This window comes from Pelagicoccus albus, assembly GCF_014230145.1.
Classification (GTDB): Bacteria; Verrucomicrobiota; Verrucomicrobiia; order Opitutales; family Opitutaceae; genus Pelagicoccus; species Pelagicoccus albus.
Window position 1 is genome coordinate 220,016 of sequence record NZ_JACHVC010000012.1, and the last position, 22,222, is coordinate 242,237.

Consider the following 22,222-nt stretch of genomic DNA (forward strand, 5'->3'; position numbering starts at 1 on the left):
AACCCAATTTCCTGCATCGGTAACGGGCCCCAATACAATAATGGCCCAGCTAACTAGCCTATGTTAGCGCAAGCGCCTATGAAATAGCATGTATCTAAGATTTAGCGACGAGTAGGCACGACCTTTGCTAGTGGCCCACAAAGCACGCGAAGAGCGTTATTTTATACAAAAAGATGTCTACAAAAGCGAAACTCACTCGCCGGAACTTCATTCGGCAAGTCGGGGCGTACGGTGGTTGTGCACTTACTACAATGACCGCGCTCGGACTCATGACTCAAGCAACAGGCCACGGGGCAGAGCTCGCTGGCCTGCCTCCCGTCGACGGCAAGTCGAATAAGCGGGTCCTCATTTTAGGGGCAGGCATAGCCGGGCTGACCGCGGCCTACGAGCTGGGCAAACTCGGCTTCGATTGCGTCGTGCTTGAACCTCGCGACATCCCAGGCGGCCGCAGCATGACCATCCGCAAGGGCGACAAGATCACCGAAACGACAGGCCACTCGCAAACCTGCAAATTCGACGAAGGGCAATACTACAATCCAGGTCCCTCACGCTTCCCACAGTGGCACGTCACCATGGACTATTGCCGCGAACTGGGCGTAGAGATCCAACCATTTGTAAATCTAAACGAAAACGCCTTCTATTACGGAGAGGGCGATATCGGCCCGATGGCTGGCAAACGTCACCGTATTCGCGAAGTGAAGACAGACCTTCGCGGCTACACAGCCGAACTCCTTGCCAAGGTCGCCGACGACGAGCTTCTCGACACCGAGTTGAGCGAGAGCGACAAGGAAGCCCTAATCGACTTCCTCCATTACGAAGGCGGCCTGAGCGGATCGGCCAACGAATATAAGGGACATAACAGACGCGGATACAAGGTCTGGCCAGGTGGCGGCCTGCAAGAAGGCGAGCTCGATGATCCTTACCAATTCTCGGAACTTCTGCAGTCTGGATTCGGCAACCTCTTCCACAGAGCAAACGAGTACCAGTACCAGTCACAGATGTTCACTCCAAAGGGCGGCATGGACAAAATCCCCATGGCCCTAGCCGAAAAGGTCAAAGACAAGATCGTATACGGAGCCCAGGTGAAAGAAATCCGCCGCACCAATCCGGGTGCCCGCGTGGTCTACACAGTCGACGGAGCTGACCAAGAGATCACTGGAGATTACTGCATCTGCACTATTCCACCGACGATTCTCCGTCGCCTGCAAACAGACTTTTCTCCGATGCTCAAAAATACACTGAACATCGTGCCCTTCCAAAACTCGGGTAAGATCGGCATGCAGTTCAAGCGTCGTTTCTGGGAAGAGGACGACCGCATATTCGGCGGACTATCCTGGACAAATCTTCCGATCGGAGAGGTGTGGTATCCATCTTCTGGATTCTTGGATAAAAAGGGCGTCATGGGCGGTTACTACGTTTTCGGCCCCATGTCAGACCAGCTCGGCCGTATGTCCCCAGAGGAGCGCACCGAATTCGCCCTCAGCAACGGAGAGAAAATCCATCCTCAGTATCGCGATGAGTTCGAAAACGCATTTTCGGTAAACTGGGCCACAATCCCGCACATTGAAGGCTGCCTCGCCCACTTCCCACAGGCGATGCTCAAAACCTTCTATCCTCTGCTAATCAAGCCTGAGGGTGAATTGTATCTGGCCGCGAGTTGGGCAAGCCACCTCGGTGGATGGCAAGCCGGAGCATTCGAAGCAGCTCGAATCGCCGTCAAAAACATCCACGAGCGCACCATGGCATCATGAGGACAAACCTCAACACCGCAGCCACCAAGTTCGGATTTAGCGTAGCAGGATTCGGGCTCTGCTGCATTGCTGCCTACGTCGCGGGCAATTCGGGAAAGGCTCCGGAGCAAAGTACATTCGTTTCCTCCAATTCGAGTATCGCCGCTCCTACTGAACCAGACTCGACCTCGCCTTCTATAGAGGAGCCAGCCGCCCCCGAGGAACTACCCGCAGAGATCGTGCCCGCTTTGGATCCGGCATCCGTCGCCAAGGGCAAGGCGAACTACGATATGTTCTGCTTGGGCTGCCACGGTCCGGAGGGGAATCAGATAGATTCCCCCAGCAACCTGTTTGACTCCAAATGGTATAGCGGCGACGGCCGCGAAGGCGTAGGGAAATCGATCCGCGTAGGCATCATGGATAAAGGGATGCCCGGCTGGGAAGCAATGATTCCAGAAGAAGATATCACTGCACTGCTAGATTATTTATTCAGTTTCCAAAATCCAGAGACACAAACCGATGCATAGCGTATTCAACCTTTCTCGACTCACTAAAATTCTCCTTCTGCTTTTCGCTGTTGGATTCGCTCTCTCGCAAGGCGGCGAACTTTTCGCTCAACATCGCGTAACCGAGGGCACCTACGACGAATACATAGACACGATCACCGCAGAGGAATCGTTCTTCACCATAAGCAACGTCTGGCTTATCGTATGCGCCGCCATGGTTTTCATGATGCACCTCGGCTTCGCCACCTTGGAGTCCGGCCTCACTCGAGCCAAGAACACGATCAACATCATATTCAAGAACTTGTTCGTTATCAGTTCGGGTTTGCTTCTGTATGCTCTAGTCGGCTTTCGCACCATGTATCCAGGTACTGAATTCAATGGCATCATGTCTTTCGGCTTCTGGATAGACGTAAACCCAGCGGACTACTTAGACATCATGAGCGCCAAGTACGCGAACTATACTTGGTGGACTGACTTTATCTTCCAAGCGATGTTCGCGGCTACCGCCGCCACGATCGTATCGGGCGCTGTGGCAGAGCGCGTAAAACTGAGCAGTTTCATGGTATTCACCATTGTGATCGTAGGTTTCGCTTATCCTGTGGCAGGCTCTTGGGAGTGGGGTTCTGGCTGGCTAGACCGCAACGGTTTTCACGACTTCGCTGGCTCTTCGATCGTCCACGCCTTCGGAGGCTACGCCGCTCTCGCTTGTATCCTTATTTTGGGGCCAAGAAGAGGCAAGTATGGCACGCCTGGCCCCAGTAAACCCATCGTGGGACACAGCATGCCCTTGGCTGCGGTTGGTGTTTTCCTCCTTTGGTTCGGTTGGTTTGGCTTCAATGGCGGCTCCGTTCTTAGCGCCCACCCCGAGCAAATCGGTCTTGTTGTTACCAACACAGCGCTCGCAGGCGCAGCTGGCTGCCTCGCTTGTATGGTCGCCACTCAAATCATCCTGAAAAAGCCAGATGTCTCTATGGCTCTTAATGGGGTACTAGCGGGGCTGGTAGGCATTACTGCCGGGGCCGACTCCATGATGCCAGCTTCTGCAATCGTAGTGGGAGCTATCTCAGGTGTGCTGGTTGTGTTCGCGATCCTCTTTTTCGAAAAGATCAAAATCGACGACCCTGTCGGGGCCACTTCAGTACACGGAGTTTGCGGAACGTGGGGAACCTTGGCGGTTGGCTTCTTTGGTGAAGCTCCCGTCCTCTGGCAGCTAATCGGTTGCCTCTCCTATGCCTTATTCGCGTTCGTATTCTCTTTTGTCGTCTTCTACCTAATCAAATTAGTCATGGGAGTTAGAGTAAGCGCCGAAGAAGAAGATGTCGGATTGGACATCTCGGAGCACGGACAAGAAGCCTACTCAATCGACTAGTTGATTTTTCGATTCTCAATAAGTATTCACAATGGGACTACTTCCACAACACAGACTGGGCTACGTAGCGGGCATTTTCGCTCTCGCTGCCACAGCCTACGTCGGTCTTCGCTACATCGGAGCGCATTCCAATAACCGCATCACGGTGCACGAACAGCCTGAGCTACCATACGCTGATGCGGTGGAAGTCCAGCCTGGCTCGGAGTACTTCTACACTTGGGGTGTCACTGCCAGCCCTCGTATGAAGGAAATCGCCCGTAATAGCGTGGAGAATCGTTATGGTGATACTTATGAGCAGACATTCAGCGTTTTGACCCAACTTACTGCCGATCTGGCAGAAGTGGGTCTCACGCTTAGAGACGTGGTCAACGTGCGAGCTTACATCGTGGCGGATCCCGAGCCCGACTTCGACGGCTGGAACCGAGCGTTCGAGCAGTTTTTCGGAACAGTGACGAATCCACACAAGCCCGCGCGTACCACCGTCGGCATCTCAAGACTCTTTCATTCTGACTATCGAGTGGAGGTAGAGTTCATCGCGGTTTTCCCTGACGGGAGAGGTCCCCACGTGGTGGGGTCTCGCCAACATGAACGCTACACCCGCCTGAGCAGGACCGAGACAAGCGACCGTTGGAAATCCTACGGTCGCCCTGTCTGGCCCATGAGTACCGGCAAGGCAACCATGGCCAATACCGGAACCTTCTTCTCCTCTTCCGTCCGGCCAGAATCCATGATTCCAAATCCTCCTCCTGGGTTCTTCATGTACGGGACAATAGCCCAACAATCGGCTTCCCTCTTCAAACAGATGGGGCAGCAACTGAAAGCGGCTGGCTTGAGCTACTCGGACGTTTTCTTTATCCGCGCCTGCGTTTACCCAGGCAAAGATTCTATTTCCAAGAGCTTCGCCACGTTCAACAAAGAGTACAACAAGTACTTCAACAACGCGAGAAACCCAAACCGTCCGACTCGTACAGTGATGTCGACACCTGGGTTCAACTACCGCAAGCAAAGCATTTCAATCGAGTACTACGCTGCGTATCCATCGGATAGCGACAAGGAATTCCCAACCGCTAAAGTATCAAGTGGAACGACCAGCAAAGTAGTGGATTCGAAACCTATCGGCGCAGCAGGAGTGTCCGTAGCTCCAGACGCGAAAATGGTTTTCTTAGCCGGCAGCATTTCTTCGGTAGAGGGAGACATTAAGACCCAGGCTGCATCTGCCCTTGAGGCACTCAAGGCGAGAGTCGAATCAGCCGGAGGGAGCTTCGCTGACCTGGTCCATGTGCGTGCCTACATCGCTGAAGGAGATCAAAAAACTCTCGACCAGCGTATAGCAGCTTGGGAAGCGCTGTTTGCCGAAACCTTTGGCACGGAAAATCCTCCGGCCCTCACGACTTTACCAGTCGTGTCGATTGTGGGAGGGGGTCCGATCGAGATCGAAGCCGCGGCCGCAATCAGAATTCAGGAATAAATACCGGGTTAGGATCATGCCTCCTCCGAGTAGGATCAAACTATAGACGAATGCGAAAGTCGCTCCTCAGCATGGCCATGATAGGTGGTCGTCCTTGTATCGGAGACGAGCGATTCGACGTTATCGATCCCTCTTCTGGAAGCGCTTTCGCTTCAGCTCCCCTCTGTGGTGCGGATCACTTGGAATCTGCAGTCCTAGCTGCCGAGAAGGCTCAGCCGGCGTGGGCTAAAGCAGAGAGAGCCCGTCGAACGGCCTTGCTCACTTGTGCCAATACGATCCTGCGAAACCGGGCGGAACTAGCCCGGCTGATCACCAAGGAGCAAGGCAAGCCGCTACCTGAGGCTAAAAACGAAGTCGCTTACGCAGCGGATGTATTCAAAACCTACGCCGAGATGGAGATTCCCAGCAAGGATCTCTCAGAGGGCAACGCGCCTCGCACCCTGCTTCTCAATAGGCCTTACGGCATCGTGGGTCTGATAACACCTTGGAACTTCCCCATCGCGACCATCGCAGTCAAACTCGCCCCTGCCTTGCTGGCGGGAAATGCGGTGATTCTTAAGCCCTCACCCCTTGCTCCCTTATCGCCTCTTCATCTCGGGAAGATCCTTAATCGCGATCTACCTTCCGGCATCTTCAACTGCCTCTCAGGTTTTAAGGACCTTGGAGAATGGATCGCGAGACATCCTAAGATCAGAAAACTTTCAGTGACAGCCTCGATCCCGACTGGGAGAGCAGTACTCTCTGAAGCAGCTTCGGAGATTAAGTCAGTCACCTTAGAGCTTGGTGGGAACGATCCAGCTATCGTTCTGCCGGATTCCCAGCCTCATAACATTGCAAGTGAGATCCTAGAATCTGCCTGGAGAAATGCCGGCCAAGTCTGCAGCGCGATTAAAAGGATCTACGTTCACGAATCGCGCTACGAGGAACTGACCGAAGTGTTGTCAGCCGAGATGGCAAACTACGTTGTCGGAAACGGTTTCGTCGAAGGCGTTCGTATCGGCCCTTTAACGACAAAACAATCCGTCGAGCGAGTCGAGGAAATGATCTCCAGTGCCTACAAGTCTGGGGCAGCCATTCTAAGTTATCCACGGACCAACGAGGACTCCGGATTCTTTACCACCCCTGCGATCGTAAAAGATATCGATTCCTCTCATCCTCTCGTCTCTGACGAGCAATTCGCTCCCATCCTCCCCATCGTTCCCTACAAGACGATAGAGCAAGCGATCGCTTGGGCCAACGATTCAAATTACGGCTTATCGGCCTCGGTTTGGACAACGAATCCAAGAATGGGCTACGATGTGGCGTCACAACTCGAGTGCGGGCGCGTAGGAGTAAATGGCCACAAAAGAGCAACCACTCATGCCCCTTTCGGAGGTTTCAAACACTCCGGTATCGGGCGGGAGTTGGGAACTTGGGGCTTAGCTGAGATGCTCGAACACCAAGTGGTCAATATCTTCGACTAGCCTGCTCAAGCCGAATTCCCAAAATCGAAAACCTAAACCAAGCTCAAAAAGATGTCTAAGTCTACACTCGCCTTCGCGTTGGGGGCTCTCGCAATGACGGCCAGCCTCTATGCCGCTCCAGAACCTCCCATCTACAATAGCCAGTCGACAAGCCATCCTGAGTCAGGCTTGCATGGCATGGTATCCAGTCGTGAAAAACTGGCTACAGAAGCGGCTCTGGGCGTCTTAAAAGATGGAGGAAACGCTATCGATGCAGCCGTGACCCTAGGCTTCGCTATGGCTGTCACCACTCCACAGGCCGGAAACCTTGGAGGAGGAGGCTTCATGCTTATCCGATCTGCGGATACAGATACAACGATTGCTATCGACTATCGGGAAAAAGCGCCGCTCGCGGCCCATAAGGACATGTTCCTGAATGAGAATGGGGATGTCGACAAAGAGCTATCTCGCTACAGCCACCTCGCGGCCGGAGTTCCTGGCACAGTCGCAGGCTTCGCCTTGGCCTTGGAAAAATACGGAACGATTACCCTAGCCGAAGCCTTGGCTCCCGCAATCGATCTCGCAACAAATGGCTTCCCGATAAACGAAGATTTGTACGAATCGTTGAAAACGGGGAAACCACGTCTGGAGAGTCATGCCCCGCAAACCATCGACATTTACTACGATGAAGAAGGGAAACCGTATCCACCTGGCCATATCATCAAGTTGCCGAATCTGGGTAAGTCACTGCAACTGATAGCCGAACAAGGCCCGTCTGCGTTCTACGAGGGCCCGATTGCTGACCTAATCGTAAAGGACATGGAAGCCCACGGCGGTATGATCACCAAAGCGGATCTAGCCAACTACCAAGCCGTCGAACGCGAACCCGTTCGCGGCAACTACAAGGGATACGAGATCGTTTCCATGCCGCCGCCCAGCTCCGGAGGCGTGCATATCATACAGATGCTAAACATTCTCGAACCTCTCGATCTAAAGCAGTACGGGCACAATAGCGCCCAGTCCATCCACCTCATGGCGGAGACGATGAAGTACGCCTACGCAGACCGCTCTAAGCATCTCGGCGATAGCGATTTCAATCCCGTACCCGTGGAATGGCTCACTTCCAAAGACTACGCCGACGAGATCCGTTCCAAGCTCAGTATGGGAAAAGCGACTCCGAGCACCGAGATCCTACCGGGCGAGCCCATTCACGAAGGCTTGGATACCACCAACTACACCGTGATCGACAACAAGGGGAACGCCGTAGCCAACACGTATACAGTCAACTTTTCCTTCGGATCCAAGATTATGCCCCCGGGCACCGGCTTTTTCCTCAACAACGAAATGGACGACTTCTCGTCCAAGCCAGGGGTTCCGAACGCATACGGACTCATTGGCGGAGAATACAATTCCATCGAATCGGAGAAACGGATGCTTAGCTCGATGTCTCCGACCTTGGTACTGAAAGACGGCGAGCCGTTCCTGCTCACCGGTAGCCGAGGTGGCAGTCAAATCATCACAGTGGTGCTGCAAGTGCTTCTCAACGTGATGGAGCACGAAATGAACCTTTCCGAAGCCGTAGCCGCGTCCCGGATACACCACCAATGGCTGCCAGACAAACTCTTCGTCGAACGCGGGCTTAGCCAAGATACAAAAGCGATTTTGACTGAGAAAGGCTACGAAGTCGTAGAGGGCCGGGCTATGGGCACCGCCAATTCAGTCTCCAAGGAAGATGGAGTCTACTACGGGGCGGGTGATCCACGCCGTCCGGATACTTTCGCGGAAGGATTCTAGAAAACTCAAAACCGAACTAAGATTATGACTCGACTACGCGCACTGACCGGCTGCCTCGCCGCGGCTTCGCTCCTAGTAAGTGGATACGCTGAAGACGCTCCAAAACGTATCCCACGCACCGATATGAGCGACACGGAGCTGGAGGTAATGGCTCGCGAGATCCACGCCGCGCACCTGACGATCGACACTCATATGGACGTGCCGATGGTCCTGAAACGACCAGGATTTGACATCTCCAAAGAGTATAGCTGGTACGAAAACGCTAGCCAGGTGGACTTCCCCCGTATGAAAAAGGGCGGGATCGATGGGGGCTTTTTCGTGGTTTACGTCGGCCAAGGTCCCCTCACCCACGAAGGTCGTGCACAAGCCATAGACGCTGGGTTCGAGATTGCTGACCTGATACGCAAAACAGTGGAAGAGCACAGCGACATTGCGGCAATTGCCACGTCTTCCGACGAAGCTTACGCCATCCGGGAAACCGGGAAACGTGTCGTGTTTCTTGGAATCGAAAACGGTTACACGATCGGCCGAAATCTCGACCTGCTCAAAGACTACTACGAAAAGGGCGTACGCTATTTTGGCGTGACTCATAGCAAAAACAACGACCTCGGAGACTCTTCCACAGACCCGAAGGGCAATATGCATATGGGCCTCTCAGACTTGGGTCTCGCTGCGATCGAGGAATGCAACCGACTCGGTATCATGGTGGATATCTCGCACTCCTCGGACAAGACGGCATGGGATATCCTCGAGGCCTCCGCAACCCCAGTCATTGCCTCGCATAGCGGCAGCTACGCCAATTACCCGCATCCAAGAAATCTGAACGATGCCCTCTTGAAGGAAATTGCGGCCCGCGATGGCGTAGTGCAAATGAACATGTTTAGCGCTTACATGATGGAAGTTCAGCCCAATGAGGAGCGTTCCTCTGCGATGAGCCTGTGGTTCAAGAATTACCGAGGAGGCAAGGAGCTTAGCGAGGCGGAAAGCCTGAAATCAGTCGATGAATACGTAGCGATTCAGCAGAAGTATCCAAAGCCCCTATCAACCGTATCCGCTGTAGTTGACCACATCGACCACATGGTCGAAATCATGGGAGTGGACCATATCGGAATTAGCGGTGACTTCGACGGAGGAGGCGGTGTAGACGGCTCCATGGATATCGGACAAATGATGCCAATCACCATCGAGATGTTGAGACGCGGCTACACCGAGGAGGACTTGAAAAAGTTCTGGGGGGCAAACGTCATGCGTGTTTTGGACGCCTGCCAAAGCTACGCCGAAAGCCTCGTTCCAGAAGAGGAAGATTAATCGAAAAACGGAAACGAAGCGCCTGCGCTGCGGGTAGTTTCGTTTCCTGATCGTTACAACTTTCCGGTTTCCTTCGCCTAGGGAGTTGTCTAGCTCAGTCGGACATATCACAAACCTGAGTCAGACCCTACTGTGAAACTAGCCCTAGTAACCGAAACCTATCCGCCCGAGATCAATGGGGTCGCGATGACCCTAAGCCAATTGGTCGCAGGGCTGCGCGAAAAAGGCCACCAGGTTCAAGTCGTACGCCCCCTCCAAACCAGCGAGACGTGCGAACCCACTTCCAAACCGGATAGCATAACGGTATCCGGTCTTCCCATACCGAGATACCCCGACTTGCGATTCGGTCTGCCTTCCCGGAACCGCCTGATCCACTCCTGGCAAAAAAGCAGGCCCGACATCGTCCATGTCGCCACAGAGGGACCTTTAGGGCTGTCGGCCATTAGAGCTGCCAAACGGATGGGCATTCCCAGCACCTCTACCTTTCATACCAACTTCCATAGTTACAGCGAGCACTACAACGCTAAGTTCGCTACGCGCCTAGTGCTCGCCTTCTTGCGTTGGATACATAACCAGACCGAGAGCACCATGGCTCCCACCCAGGAGCTGGCAGATCAACTGGCAGCCGAGGGCTTCCGAAACACCGCCGTTTTCGGCAGAGGCGTAAACCTGAAAGTGTTCAACCCTCAAGCTAGGGACCAAGGTCTCCGCCGTAGTTGGGGAGCGGATCCGGAGACTCCAGTCATTATCCATGTTAGTCGTCTGGCCGCGGAGAAAAACTACAGCTTACTCCTCAAATCCTACAAAGCCATCTTACATGCCTGCCCCAACGCGAAGTTCGTGATTGTTGGAGGCGGCCCGATGGAAAGCGCTTTGAAACGAGATTTCCCTTTCGCCATCTTTCCGGGAGCAATCCCGCTGGAAAACCGCCCCGCTCTTGCACGCCTCTACGCGTCGAGCGACATTTTTCTATATCCCAGCAAAACCGAAACTTATGGGAACGTTGCGACCGAAGCGATGGCTTGCGGAAACGCTTTGGTAGGCTTCGATTACGCTGCGCCCGGGCAGCACATCAAACAGGGAATCACTGGCTTCAAGGCGGATTTGGACGACGATGAATCCTTCGTGGAGCACGGCCTAAAACTCGCTACAAACACACAACTCCGCAGGGAAATCGGGCTAGCTGCTTCGGGCTACTCGGAGGCTTTCGATTGGCAGCCGATAGTCGATCGCTTCGAATCGATACTCTTTCAGGTCAAAGCTGAAAATGAGATGGCTCTCCTCCCCTAGTCGACAAGTTCGTCTGCCCGCTCCTGGTACAGGCGGTCGTAAGTGGAGCTGAGCGTTTCCTTCAAATCCGCTGCCTTGAAGGGCTTGGTTAGATAACCGTCCATTCCCGCGCCATAGCAATTTTCTCGGTCTTCACGCATGGCGTTCGCCGTGAGAGCTATGATTCTCGGACGGTCGTCACCGTAACGTTGGATGATTTCGCGAGTCGCTTCGAGTCCATCCATCTCCGGCATTTGAATATCCATAAACACGAGATCGTACTTCTCTTCGCCGATCATATTGACCGCTTCCAAACCATTTTGGGCGATGGCAATGCTGTAGCCCATCTTCGTAAACAAACGTTTTGCGACCTTTTGGTTGATGGCATTGTCCTCCGCGAGCAAGACCTTCAGAGGCTTCGACTCACCCAGTTTCGCTCCATCAGACGAGACACGCTTTACCCGCGGAGCGGCTCGCCCACTGGCTTCCAGCATACGGGACTTAACCGTCTCCAACTTGTAAGGCTTAAGCAGAGTCAGCGTGTTCGAGTCCGAGCCACCTCCGATTTGCAAGCCTCCCAAGCGCCCCGTTACCACCACGGTTACAGAGTCATTATTGAGTACGGAATGCACCTTGGACCTGAATTCCTCGATACCGAATCCGACAAGTCCTGAATCTACGAATACAAAGTTAACATCCGTTAAGTCTTTCGCTTTCTCCTCGAATGTCTCGAGCGAATGGCAAAAGGCGGCTTCCACATTGAAAAACTGGAGCTGGTTAACGAGGGCCTCGCAACTGAAGTCGTGTTGGTCGATGACAATAGCTTTCCGCCCGGACAGGGTATCATGAGCGACCATATGCGGCATGTCGAAACTGACAGCAGCCTTGTTGAAAGAGACCGTGAAGTGGAAGGTTGACCCTTCTCCATCGTCGCTTTCCACCCACATGGAACCACCCATCAGCTCCGCCAAGTTCTTACTAATAGCCAAGCCTAAGCCGGTTCCACCGTATTTGCGCGTGGTCGATGCATCGACTTGGCTGAAAGAGCCAAATAGTCGGTCTAGTCGATCGCTTGGAATCCCAATGCCCGTATCAGTCACCTTGAAGTGAAGGATCACATCATCATCCTTGATGTGGAAAGGATCGACTCGAACAACGATGCCGCCCTTGGCAGTGAATTTGACCGCATTGCCCAACAAATTGACTATGATCTGCCGCAATCGAGTTGGGTCGCCCAGAAGTGAACCTGGGATTCCCTCATCGAGGATATAAGAAATGTCCAATCCCTTCTCAGACGCCTGTATGGCTAAGGTATCGATCGCTTCCTCCACACAATCGCGAAGATCGAACATTATATTCTCGATTTCGAGCTTACCCGATTCGATTTTCGAAAAGTCTAGGATATCGTTGATTACAATGAGCAGGGCTTCACTACTGGCGCGAATCGTATCCACATAGTCATGCTGTTCGCTCTCTAGATTCGTCTCCGCGAGTAACCCAGTCATGCCTATGATCCCATTCATCGGAGTACGAATTTCGTGAGACATATTCGCCAAGAAATAGCTCTTGGCACGATTCGCCTCTTCGGCCTCACGCATCGTCGCGCGAAGTCGTTCTTCCGAACGCTTCTGCTCGGTCACCTCATGGAAGAACCAAACTCGCCCATAAGACTCGCCTAGAGGCGAAGAAATTGGAATCGAGGTACGTTCGAATGTTCGACCATCCAACAGCTCCAAGACGTCCTTGTAAGTCTCCGTCTCGTCTTTCGAAATCATCATCGCCCTAGTGTAGTAGGCGTCGGAATCGGCGACTTGTTTGGAAGCTACACTCCAGATCTTTTCCGGACGCCCGACATCCATGAGGTTCGTGGACAAGCCCCAAATCTTACAAAATCGTCTATTAAAATTGGATACAATTCCACGTTCGTTAACAACGAGTATACCGTCTGTAGCCGCTTCACTTTGCGCCTTAAGAACGGAGTTGTACCGCTTCAAGAGGTTCTGCCGCCGCTTATTGTGCGTAACGTCTGTACCAGTCACAACCAAGGCCGTAACTCGACCTTTTTCATCGTTCACCGATACCGATCGGAAATAGATGTCCAGATGTCGGCCCGCATCGGTCATCACTTTCACGTCACCTTGCCAATGACCATACTCGAGAGTCTCTTGGAGTATCTTCTCGTATACGTGGTGATCTCCAAAAAGAGCTTCAACTCCACCCTTTTTGTTGAGAATTTGTATAGATTTGTACCCTACAATATTCGTAAACGAATTATTTTGATAGAGAGCTTGTCCCCCTCTATCGACCATCAAAACGAAGTCACTAGATGCTTCTACCGCTGCAGAGACCATTCTCAGCCGCTCTTCGGATTCTTTGCGGGAATTGATGTCCTCAAAAATCCCATACCAAACTACTCCGACTCCAGCCTTTCTCTCAGGGATAGCTTTGATGGCAATCCATTTGGTGACGCCGCTTGGAGTGTTGATTCTGTATTCCTGATAGAGAGGTGTAAGGTTTTTGCTCGAGACGGCTAGCGACTCATATAGTTTATCCATATCTTCGATACAGACAACGCCTATCGCCCTTGAAGCATCGGCCATTACCTCCGCAGCTGGGACCCCAAATAGAGCCTCCACCTTTTCACTTATGAACGGGAAGCGAGGTTCTCCACCTTCGTCCATGACAAGATGAAAGTACACTCCGGGAACCTGAGCGGAAAGACGATCTAACTCATTGGCACTCTTTTCGAGTTTGTACTGAGCCCGTATCGCCTCCGTCACATCCTTCAAGCATAGCACGTAATCTCCATCGTGCGAGAGATAGATCGATACCGATAGTTCAAGCCGCTTGCCGTCAGCGAGCCGGATGGATTTTTGGGAGGCTAAAAGGCCGCCATTCGAAACGGATTCGAAATGAGACTCCAAATCTAGCTCCTCGAAATAAGTAAACACACTCTGAAGCTCGTTTCCCCGAGCTTCTTGCGTACCGCAGTTCAGATAACTCTCCGCCTGACGATTGGCAAAAGTGACCAAAAATTCTCCCGAGTTGGTAGCTTCGCCTGTACTGCTGACACAAATGACGGCGTCAGAGGTAGCGTTGAGAGCTCTCTCTAAAGAAAGGTTCGAGCAAGACTGTACGATCTGCTCCTTCCAAACAGGTTCGAGATTCCACAATGCCGTAGTGCCGCCAATTGGCGATATGTCTACGTTGCACCCGATCGGTGTGTCCTCTGCCGAAAGCCGTAGCGTCAAGTAAACGGAACCGGCCATGATTTCGGCCCCTTTCATCGAGTTTTCAAAAAACTCATTGAGCAACGACCCATCCAGATCCACAGGTTCGCTCGCCCCTCCAAGCAGACGCCTTGCAGCCATGTTCGCAGACAGCACCTTAACCCCCGAAACCAGCATCTGCGGCTTTGGGGATTTGAAGAAGACGTCTTCAAAAGTGAAAGTGGATTTCATGGAGTGGGATTGGGTAGCATCAATAAAACGGCTAGATCCCTGACAACGTGCAACTTAGCCAAAACACATGGCTGCTTGCTGGACAAAAACTGAGAGGTGCGGGTGGCATGATAATCTGAGGATCGTAGCTTAGGCCTCTCTCAATCGGCGTTTTTACACGGGACTTTACCCTCAGGCGCAAATCCTTCCGACTCTATCGAAAATAGTAACTCTACCTATGCAGCAGGAGTCTGAGAACCCAAACGCGAGCGACGGTGCAAACGCACAAAAAGGGCCGCCGCGGCCACAAATAATCCACAGGCCAAACCCACCCAAACCCCTACCGATCCTAGGCCAAAAACAAAAGCGAATGAATAGCCCGCCGGGAGGGCCAAAACCCAATACGTCAGGAAGGTAATGACCATGGGGATATTAACATCCGACATGCCCCTAAGCGCCCCCATGCAGACTACCTGAGCTCCGTCAAAGATCTGAAATAGCCCCACCACTACAAAAATCGACGATGCGAGACTAACCACCAGATCGTTGTGCACAAAGAGTCCGGCCAGCCAACTGCCTCCGAGAAGAAAGAACACGGCGGAGGCCGTCGTCTGCAAAAAGGTGAACCCAAGAGTGGAAAGATAGATTCTCTTGATTCTCGATAGACTCATTCCTCCAAAGGCCTCGCCTACCCGAATACCGCAAGCGATGGAAATACCTAAAGGAACCATAAATGCCATGGCCGCGCAGGACATCGCGATCTGGTGGGCCGCCAAGGCCTCTTTGCTGATCCAGCCCACCATGATTCCAGCCCCCGCGAAAGCCCCGACTTCAAACAAATGTTGAGCTCCCATAGGGAGACCGAGCCTTAGCAATCGAACAAAAGAACTCTTCTCGAAGCCACTCCACCAACGTCGAGGTAGGAGAGCGTGGAAACGCTTGGAGCGTAAAGTGACAGCCAACATAACCCCCATCACTACCAATCTTGAAATCAAGGTAGCCGCTCCTGCTCCTTCCAATCCCCATGACGGAAATCCAAACTTCCCAAAAATAAGGATCCAATTGAGCAAAACGTTGAGCCCAATACCTCCCATTAAAATCAACATTGGAGGCTGAGAACAACCCACTCCCTCCCAGACGCTTTTCAGGAAATGATAAACAAGTGCAGGAATGAGCGATAGGCACATTAACCAGTAATAGGTCTTCGAAGCCAGCACCACGTCCTCTGACTGCCCATAGAAGCCCAGGAACCGAAAATTCACGGCCATGAGTAAGCAGGCACCCAAGGACAGCCCTAGCGTCATAGCCAGGCCATGCCGTATGTGCCGACCTACCGCTCGCGAATCATCAGCCCCGTTTGACTGAGACACCAAGACCGTTACGGCCGCCAAGATGCCCATCAAAGTTACGAGGGGAACGACAAAGACATTGTTGACGAATGCCGCCGCGCCGAGAGGGACTACTCCGATCCGGCCAATCATGAGCGTATCCACGACTCCGATCAGAATTTGCCCGAGGTTTCCGAGCACGATCGGTCCAGCGAGCCACAAAGTACCTTTTAGCTCCGATTGCCAGCTTATGTCCTCCCTCGTATCCCTCATTAGAAGGCGAAGGGGCTAATCACCCAACATCGGACCGGCAATTCTAAATAAGCCGGAACCGGTTAGGAATGCAGAAAGGCTGACTCGCCTAGCTGGCGATTTCGAAAATGCGGTGAAGGCGCAGCAGTTCGATTACAGACTGAACAGGCGCTTTCACTTTGGTGAGTTTCACGCTTCCTGTCCCCTGCGGTAGTCTTTTGTAGACGCCCAGCAAAGCTCCGACTCCAGAGCTATCGATGAAATCAACCTTGGAGAAGTCCAATTCCACTGCCGTGACGTTGTCACCCCAGAGGGACTCCATTTCCTTTTTGAAATCACGAGATGAAGCGGCGTCGAGACGCGCTACGCCTACTTCTGCGCTCAGCGTTCCTTCGACAGTCTGTCCTTCGATTACTATGCTCATTTGGCCTGAATAAATTGATTTGAGTTGGCATCGGGTCGGGATAACCCGTCCCTTTATTACGACGTTCTCGTTCAGCTCTTGAGCCAGCGACCCCATTTCCTAAAAACTCTCCCAGATTCATGCAAAAACCAATTCTCCTCGGCATTATAGGCGGTAGCGGGTCGGGCAAAACCTGGCTTGCCCAGCACGTTCTTGAGTCCTTCGGACCGGAAAAAGCAACCCTGCTGGAGCAAGATTGGTACTACCGGGACCTCAGCCACCTGCCCGTCGAAATCGCCGCTCGCTCCGATTTCGATACACCAGACGCCCTAGAGCTGGATTTGCTGGAAAACCATTTGATCGAGCTTCTGGAAGGGAAAGGAGTCAAAGCTCCACAGTATGACTTCTCCCGTTTCTCGCGAAAAAAGGATACACTGAGTATAGAGCCCAGACCTCTCATCGTGGTGGAGGGGTTGTTCATCTTGCACCAGCCGACTCTTGCCCAACGCCTCGATCTCAGCGTATTTGTCGAAACCCCTTGCGATATGCGCTTGCTACGTCGGATCCGTCGAGATTTGTCCGAGAGGGGCTACGATCTCGATACGGTTCTAGACTTCTGGGAGCGAATTCAATACCCCGGATTTACAAAATACGTACGCCCCCAAGCTCAAAAAGCCTCTCTTATATGGGACTCTTTGCAAGATAGCTCTTTTGTCCCCGCATTTCTGGCCGATTTACAAAATCGAATAACCAGAAATGCAGCCAAATCCACATCTTGAAGACGAGGATATCGTCAAATACTGGTCAAAAGCCGGCACCCCCTTGGGCAAAGCCAGGCTCAAATTCCGCGTAAAGTTCAAACGAGCTCTTTGGGCAAGCGTCCTCGCTCTTTCACTTGGACTCAAGCGAGTGATCGACGTCATCATTTCCGCCTGCGCCCTGCTTGCCTTGTCCCCGGTCTATGCGGCAACCGCCCTACTGATAAAACTAGAGGACCGCGGACCTATCTTTTTCAAACAAGAGAGAGTCGGCTACCGAGGAAGCCGATTCTACATGTGGAAGTTTCGCTCCATGGTCATCAACGCTGACCAAATAAAGGACCAGCTGCTGGCCCAAAACGAACACGGAAGCGACACAGTGACATTCAAGATGAAGCACGACCCGCGGATCACCCGGATCGGCCGCTTTATCCGTAAATACTCCGTAGACGAGCTTCCCCAGTTTTGGAATGTCTTTCGAGGCGACATGTCGATCGTCGGCCCCAGACCTTGCGTCCCCCGCGAGGTGGTCATGTACACTGTCGAAGATCGAGCGCGACTCCTGGCAAAACCAGGCCTTACCTGCTTCTGGCAAGTGGCTGGACGAGCAGACATCGATTTTGCCGGTCAAGTTAGATTGGACGTGGAGTACATCCGCTCCGAGAGCGTTTGGCTCGATATAAAACTCCTATTCAAAACAGTCCCTGCCGTATTGCTCGGCAAAGGAGCCTATTAATCCTTCCTCCCCCACACCATGAAGAGAACCTGGCAACTGCTGCTACCTGACTGGAGCGAATACGACACCCTTTGGCAATCAGACCGTCCATTTGCCCTTTGGCCAATTGGAAATCAGCCCCTCATCTCCTACTGGCTCGACCAAGCCGTAAGCGAAGAGATCGATCAGATAACAATCTACACTGCGGATCGACCCAACGAAATACGAGATTACTTGCAAGACGGGGCTTTCTGGTCACGCCCCGTATCCGTCGTACCCATCAGAAACGACGAAGATGCTCCATTTGAAGCCATCCCAGTAGTCGGTCTTCCCAATGCCAACAAGCTTCCTAAGCCGATCGAAGGAGAAGCCGGACTGATACAACAGTGGCTCCGCCTGAACAATAAATGGCTTGATGATTTAGATGACCATTCACTGAAAATCGAGGTCAAGCACAGCTCGGGTGGATGGATCGGTCCTCACGTTAGCATTCACCCGAAAGCCAAACTAGTACCCCCCTTTTGGATACAAGGGAAATGCAAGATCGGATCGGAAGCCCAAGTAGGTCCGTACGCCTGCATCGGCCAAAATGCGATCATCGACGAGAACGCCTCGGTGCAACATTCCATCGTCCTGCCCGGAACAATGGTTGGCAGCAATACCTCGCTAAACAATGTAACCGTGGATGGCGGTTTACTGCTCGACGCCAAACGCGGATGTCGAGTAGCGATAACGGATTCGTTCATTTTGTCCGACATCAGCGAGCAGCTTACTAGTCCCGGATTCTTAGAAAGAATCGTAGCCTTGTTCTTATTCTGTCTCGTCACTCCGATGGCAGCATTGTCGCGAGTAGACTGGAGTGAACTGGAAGCCCACGATGGGCGCGGAGGCGCGATGCGTTTAAAAACGGGCAACCGAGGGCGACTTATCGTCCGTCGCTGGCATTGGCTTAAGCAAGTTGTGATCGGCCGCATGCGTCTAGTTGGCATCCTTCCACGTTCACTCGACTGGTCCTCCGAAACGGCAGATTCGGATGTAGCGAGACGATTGGCCACGGTTCCTCCTGGAGTCATAGCGCTTTCGGATATGCACGACTGCCACAGCCCCCTCGACCCCACAGAGTGGATACATGCTTCCTACCAGGCTCTTTGCGATGACAAAAGCATAAGCAAACTCGTACGTTCAAGCCTTCTGAGGCTCGCATTTAAACCGATCAGATGAGTCTCGGCGATATAGCCTATCAAGAAACCGGGAGCTGTACATTTCCCGCAAAGCTGGAAAACGTGGCGGAGGTATCCGCCTTGTTGAAGGCTTTTTGCCAACGCCATTGCATGGACGAAACGCTGTGGCCACAAATTGATTTGGCCTTTTGCGAAAGCCTGAACAACGCCGTTGAACACGGTTGCCAAGAGGACGCTTCTCTCTCTGTCAAAGCGAAATGGACCTGGGCAGATGAACAACTAATAGTGGAAGTCGAGGATCCCGGCCCTTACTTCGTGCATCAGGGGCAAGCGGATCTGCCAGAGGACCTGACAGCCGAATCCGGCAGAGGCTACTTTATTATCCAGTCGATCGCTGAATCCTTTAAGACCGAGGAAACCAAATACGGACAAAAAGCGACTCTCGTTTTCGCGACCCACCCTTCCTCGGACATTCTCGTGAAAACCGAGGAAATGTACACCATGCTTCAAAGCCTGACGCATGATCTCAATCTAGCTTATGCAGAGAGGGACATCGTGGCCGGCCTGGCGAATGATCTGGCAGTCTGTCCCGCTATCGAAACTTTCATCGAAAAGAGCGTCTCCAGACTACGGGGTCTCGTAAACATCAACCAAGCTAACGTCTGGACTCTCATGCCCGACGGTAACCTAGAGAACGCGTATCATGATGGCGGTGACGGTCTAGAGATCAGAGAAGCCCTGATCAACAAGGAGCAGGCCTGTGCTTGCATGACGGTCATTGCCTCCGAACGTGAATTACTAGTTGATAACTGCGACCACCTCGATCCTACGGATCCCATGTACGAAAAATCCGGATGCGCGGTCGCTTTACCAATTATCTACCAAAGGGATTGTCTCGGCACCATTGCTCTACACGCCCCAGAATCGAGTAAAACAGATCTTTTCGAGACCGCACTCCCTTTGGCTCGAGCGCTTGGCCAATTCCTCGGGCTCGCCTACACGAGCTCAAAAACATTTAGGCAGCTCGAAGAACAGGAACGTTCTCAAACCCAATTGGAAGTCGCATCCGAAATCCAACGCTCCCTTCTACCCTCCTCTTTCCCCAGCAACCAATACTGCAAATCCACGGGCAAATGCGTGGCTGCGATGGCCGTAGGCGGCGATTACATAGACGCCATCGAAATTCGTGACGTGGGTTTGTTCATCGTCATCGGCGACGTAATGGGCAAAGGCGTACCCGCCGCGTTACTCGCAACTATTTTCCGTACCGCGATTCGTTCACGCCTGAATCTCGCGGAGACGCCAGGTTGGCTTCTAACCAAAATCAACAAGCAATTTTGCGAAGAGCTTGGTCATCTGAACATGTTTATTACCGCTCAAGCGGCTTTCTTGTCGTATGAAAAAAAGGTACTGAAACTGGCGAGCGCAGGTCATTGCCCTGCCATTCTCTTAGATACCAATAGCAACGAGACTCAACTTCTAGAGGCGGAAGGGATGCCACTTGGTATAGACGCGGGCGACATGTATGAAGAAAATCTCATCCAACTTTCGGATACGTCTCGCGTCATGTTTTTGACGGACGGTTTCTATGAAGCGGAAAATCCGCAAGGAGATATGCTAGGCTTGGATAGCTTGGTAGCCTCAATTCCTGAAATATGGGATGAGGGGATTGATCACGTCCCCCAAAAGGCTTTCGATCTCGTTAAAAGATTTGCCCAAGGACGTTCCGCCACGGACGACCAGACAATGATGGCTCTCCAAATTTTATAGAACGCGCGAAATCTAGCGAACTTCCGATCGCATTCGGCTCATATCGATCATAAGACTGTCCTCTCGAATTTTGGTAGTATCCAAAGTTTGGAGCAGTACAGATAGAAACGCTTCGCCTTTCTCTTTGTCAAAATTCGCGTGCCCGCTAGGCAACTGGATTAAGCCAGCAGGAATACGCCGTTTTTCCCTCTCCAGGCGATCCATCAAGCAATAAAAAACGTAGTTAGCCAAACCAGTACCGGCGCTGTGGGAAGCCATGGCTGGGAGCTTCGCGTCAGAAAATTTGATAGCGAGCTCTCGGTACGGTAGAGAAGTCCAATGGCCGGTGGCCCCAGAAGGAAGCACTTCCTTTCCCCTCGGACGTCTACCCTGCTTATCCTTGAGCGTGACGTCTGCTTCATTGATAGCCACCCGTTCGATCGCCAGAGAATCGCAGTCCTTCTCTGCCAAACAGACAACAGCGTCCCATTGCTTCGCTAATCTCTGCTCGAGTGGGGCAAAACATCCGTCCCAGCTCTCAGGCAACTCAACCGTCTCGACTCGGTTTCCTGTTAATTCCAATTCTGCGAATAGCTGCAGGGCAGACGCAACAGTATCTTTCGACTCCGCATTGCCCTCCTTCACGATTCCGGCGATCAACAAATTCATGACATCAACAATGGAGGACTAGGATAAAACGTCAAAACGGACCGGCATTTTCCCAAATCGAATATCCCTCAAAATTCGTCAGAATCGACTTCGAGTTTGCGGTAAAAGCTACGCTTCTTGCCGACTCCCCCCACGCACTGGCTATCGGTCAATCTCTCAACTTCCGCCGTGAGGGCGTCCATTTCGTCACGATCCGCCTTAAACGCGATTTTGATGAGTTCTTCTTTTTCGAAGGCTTTCTTGAGCTCCAAGACAACCGAATCCGCCAAACCCTTCTTTCCAACGTGCAGGGCTGGTTTGAGCCTTTGGGCGTATCCCCTTAGTTCCGATTTTTCCTTGCTGCTAAGCAAATTCATTCAGCTCTCTTGCGAGGGCGAAACCTATTTGTCAATCGAGAGATAGTCGGGAACGGGCACGGTTCAGACTATCCTGCAAACGATCGAGGGTCAGTGGTTTGGAGAGATAGTCATCCATACCAGAAGAAAGGCACTTCTCCTTATCTCCCTGCAAAGCGTGGGCCGTAACGGCGATTATGTACGCCTTCGCATTGTGGTCTCCCGCTTCACCAGATCTGATCTTCTGGGCAGCCTCGATACCATTCATGGGCGCCATTCTCACATCCATCAAAACGATGTCGAAAGGCTTGTCCTTTAGCAAAGACAAAGCATCTACCCCGTTGTTGGTCGTTTCCGCATCGTATCCAAGGTACTGGGACAACTTGGACGTGATTAGCAAATTGTTCGGATTGTCGTCTACGACGAGGAGTCGAACAGGCTTCTTCCCTGCATCCACTTTTGAATCGCTTTCTAAACTGAACCGCTGCTCATCCATTTTGTGCGAT

18 protein-coding genes are annotated in these 22,222 nt (G+C 52.5%); 12 read left to right on the forward strand and 6 right to left on the reverse strand.

Annotation, left to right across the window (positions count from 1 at the left end):
- Window positions 1–173: 173 nt before the first annotated feature.
- The 8 genes from H5P27_RS10720 to H5P27_RS20080 all read left to right on the forward strand — a co-directional run bounded on the left by H5P27_RS10720 (window position 174) and on the right by H5P27_RS20080 (window position 10,907).
- Window positions 174–1,751 (forward strand): flavin monoamine oxidase family protein, encoded by a 1,578-nt coding sequence (locus tag H5P27_RS10720; protein WP_221774681.1) that lies wholly within the window; start codon window positions 174–176, stop codon window positions 1,749–1,751.
- Entirely contained in the window at window positions 1,748–2,257 is a 510-nt protein-coding gene (locus H5P27_RS10725) for a c-type cytochrome (protein WP_185660385.1), read from the forward strand. Before H5P27_RS10720 ends, H5P27_RS10725 begins: the two co-directional genes overlap by 4 nt.
- Entirely contained in the window at window positions 2,250–3,605 is a 1,356-nt protein-coding gene (locus H5P27_RS10730; RefSeq protein ID WP_185660386.1) for an ammonium transporter, read from the forward strand. Before H5P27_RS10725 ends, H5P27_RS10730 begins: the two co-directional genes overlap by 8 nt.
- Window positions 3,606–3,636: 31 nt before the next feature.
- Complete coding sequence (locus H5P27_RS10735; protein WP_185660387.1) at window positions 3,637–5,073, forward strand: RidA family protein; 1,437 nt, start codon at window positions 3,637–3,639, stop codon at window positions 5,071–5,073.
- A 50-nt stretch (window positions 5,074–5,123) separates the two neighbouring features.
- Window positions 5,124–6,536 carry an aldehyde dehydrogenase family protein gene (locus H5P27_RS10740; protein WP_185660388.1) on the forward strand — a complete coding sequence of 471 codons (1,413 nt, stop codon included), beginning with the start codon at window positions 5,124–5,126 and terminating at the stop codon, window positions 6,534–6,536.
- Window positions 6,537–6,587: 51 nt separating this feature from the next.
- Window positions 6,588–8,309, forward strand: a complete 1,722-nt coding sequence (ggt, locus tag H5P27_RS10745; protein WP_185660389.1) for a gamma-glutamyltransferase — start codon at window positions 6,588–6,590, stop codon at window positions 8,307–8,309.
- 24 nt (window positions 8,310–8,333) lie between these two features.
- Window positions 8,334–9,617 carry a dipeptidase gene (locus H5P27_RS10750; RefSeq protein ID WP_185660390.1) on the forward strand — a complete coding sequence of 428 codons (1,284 nt, stop codon included), beginning with the start codon at window positions 8,334–8,336 and terminating at the stop codon, window positions 9,615–9,617.
- A gap of 132 nt (window positions 9,618–9,749) precedes the next feature.
- Window positions 9,750–10,907 (forward strand): glycosyltransferase, encoded by a 1,158-nt coding sequence (locus tag H5P27_RS20080; protein ID WP_185660391.1) that lies wholly within the window; start codon window positions 9,750–9,752, stop codon window positions 10,905–10,907.
- On the opposite strand, the gene H5P27_RS10760 is transcribed toward H5P27_RS20080, so the two are convergent.
- From H5P27_RS10760 to H5P27_RS10770, 3 genes are all read right to left on the reverse strand, one after another.
- Entirely contained in the window at window positions 10,904–14,347 is a 3,444-nt protein-coding gene (locus H5P27_RS10760) for an ATP-binding protein (protein ID WP_185660392.1), read from the reverse strand. The two genes, H5P27_RS20080 and H5P27_RS10760, sit on opposite strands and share 4 nt — an antisense overlap.
- A 215-nt stretch (window positions 14,348–14,562) precedes the next feature.
- Complete coding sequence (locus tag H5P27_RS10765) at window positions 14,563–15,927, reverse strand: MATE family efflux transporter (RefSeq protein ID WP_185660393.1); 1,365 nt, start codon at window positions 15,925–15,927, stop codon at window positions 14,563–14,565.
- 88 nt (window positions 15,928–16,015) lie between these two features.
- Window positions 16,016–16,330: an STAS domain-containing protein gene (locus H5P27_RS10770; protein WP_185660394.1), complete on the reverse strand. Its 315-nt coding sequence runs from the start codon at window positions 16,328–16,330 to the stop codon at window positions 16,016–16,018.
- A 119-nt stretch (window positions 16,331–16,449) separates the two neighbouring features.
- Here H5P27_RS10770 and udk point away from each other — a divergent pair, with 119 nt between their 5' ends.
- From udk to H5P27_RS10790, 4 genes are read left to right on the forward strand one after another with little or no spacing between them, the layout of a single operon-like run.
- Entirely contained in the window at window positions 16,450–17,088 is a 639-nt protein-coding gene (gene udk / locus H5P27_RS10775; RefSeq protein ID WP_185660395.1) for a uridine kinase, read from the forward strand.
- Window positions 17,066–17,803 carry a sugar transferase gene (locus H5P27_RS10780; protein ID WP_185660396.1) on the forward strand — a complete coding sequence of 246 codons (738 nt, stop codon included), beginning with the start codon at window positions 17,066–17,068 and terminating at the stop codon, window positions 17,801–17,803. Before udk ends, H5P27_RS10780 begins: the two co-directional genes overlap by 23 nt.
- 18 nt (window positions 17,804–17,821) lie before the next feature.
- Complete coding sequence (locus H5P27_RS10785) at window positions 17,822–19,003, forward strand: hypothetical protein (protein WP_185660397.1); 1,182 nt, start codon at window positions 17,822–17,824, stop codon at window positions 19,001–19,003.
- On the forward strand, window positions 19,000–20,733 hold the full coding sequence (locus H5P27_RS10790) for a SpoIIE family protein phosphatase (protein ID WP_185660398.1): 1,734 nt from the start codon (window positions 19,000–19,002) through the stop codon (window positions 20,731–20,733). Before H5P27_RS10785 ends, H5P27_RS10790 begins: the two co-directional genes overlap by 4 nt.
- Window positions 20,734–20,745: 12 nt before the next feature.
- Here H5P27_RS10790 and H5P27_RS10795 read toward each other — a convergent pair whose 3' ends face one another.
- The 3 genes from H5P27_RS10795 to H5P27_RS10805 all read right to left on the reverse strand — a co-directional run bounded on the left by H5P27_RS10795 (window position 20,746) and on the right by H5P27_RS10805 (window position 22,212).
- A complete protein-coding gene (locus H5P27_RS10795; protein ID WP_185660399.1) occupies window positions 20,746–21,381 on the reverse strand; it encodes a pyroglutamyl-peptidase I family protein in 636 nt (211 codons plus the stop codon).
- Between the two features lie 68 nt (window positions 21,382–21,449).
- A complete protein-coding gene (locus tag H5P27_RS10800; protein ID WP_185660400.1) occupies window positions 21,450–21,737 on the reverse strand; it encodes a YhbY family RNA-binding protein in 288 nt (95 codons plus the stop codon).
- Window positions 21,738–21,768: 31 nt separating this feature from the next.
- The gene (locus H5P27_RS10805; protein ID WP_185660401.1) at window positions 21,769–22,212 is read right to left on the reverse strand and encodes a response regulator; all 444 of its coding nucleotides are present in this window, start codon (window positions 22,210–22,212) and stop codon (window positions 21,769–21,771) included.
- Window positions 22,213–22,222: the final 10 nt, after the last annotated feature.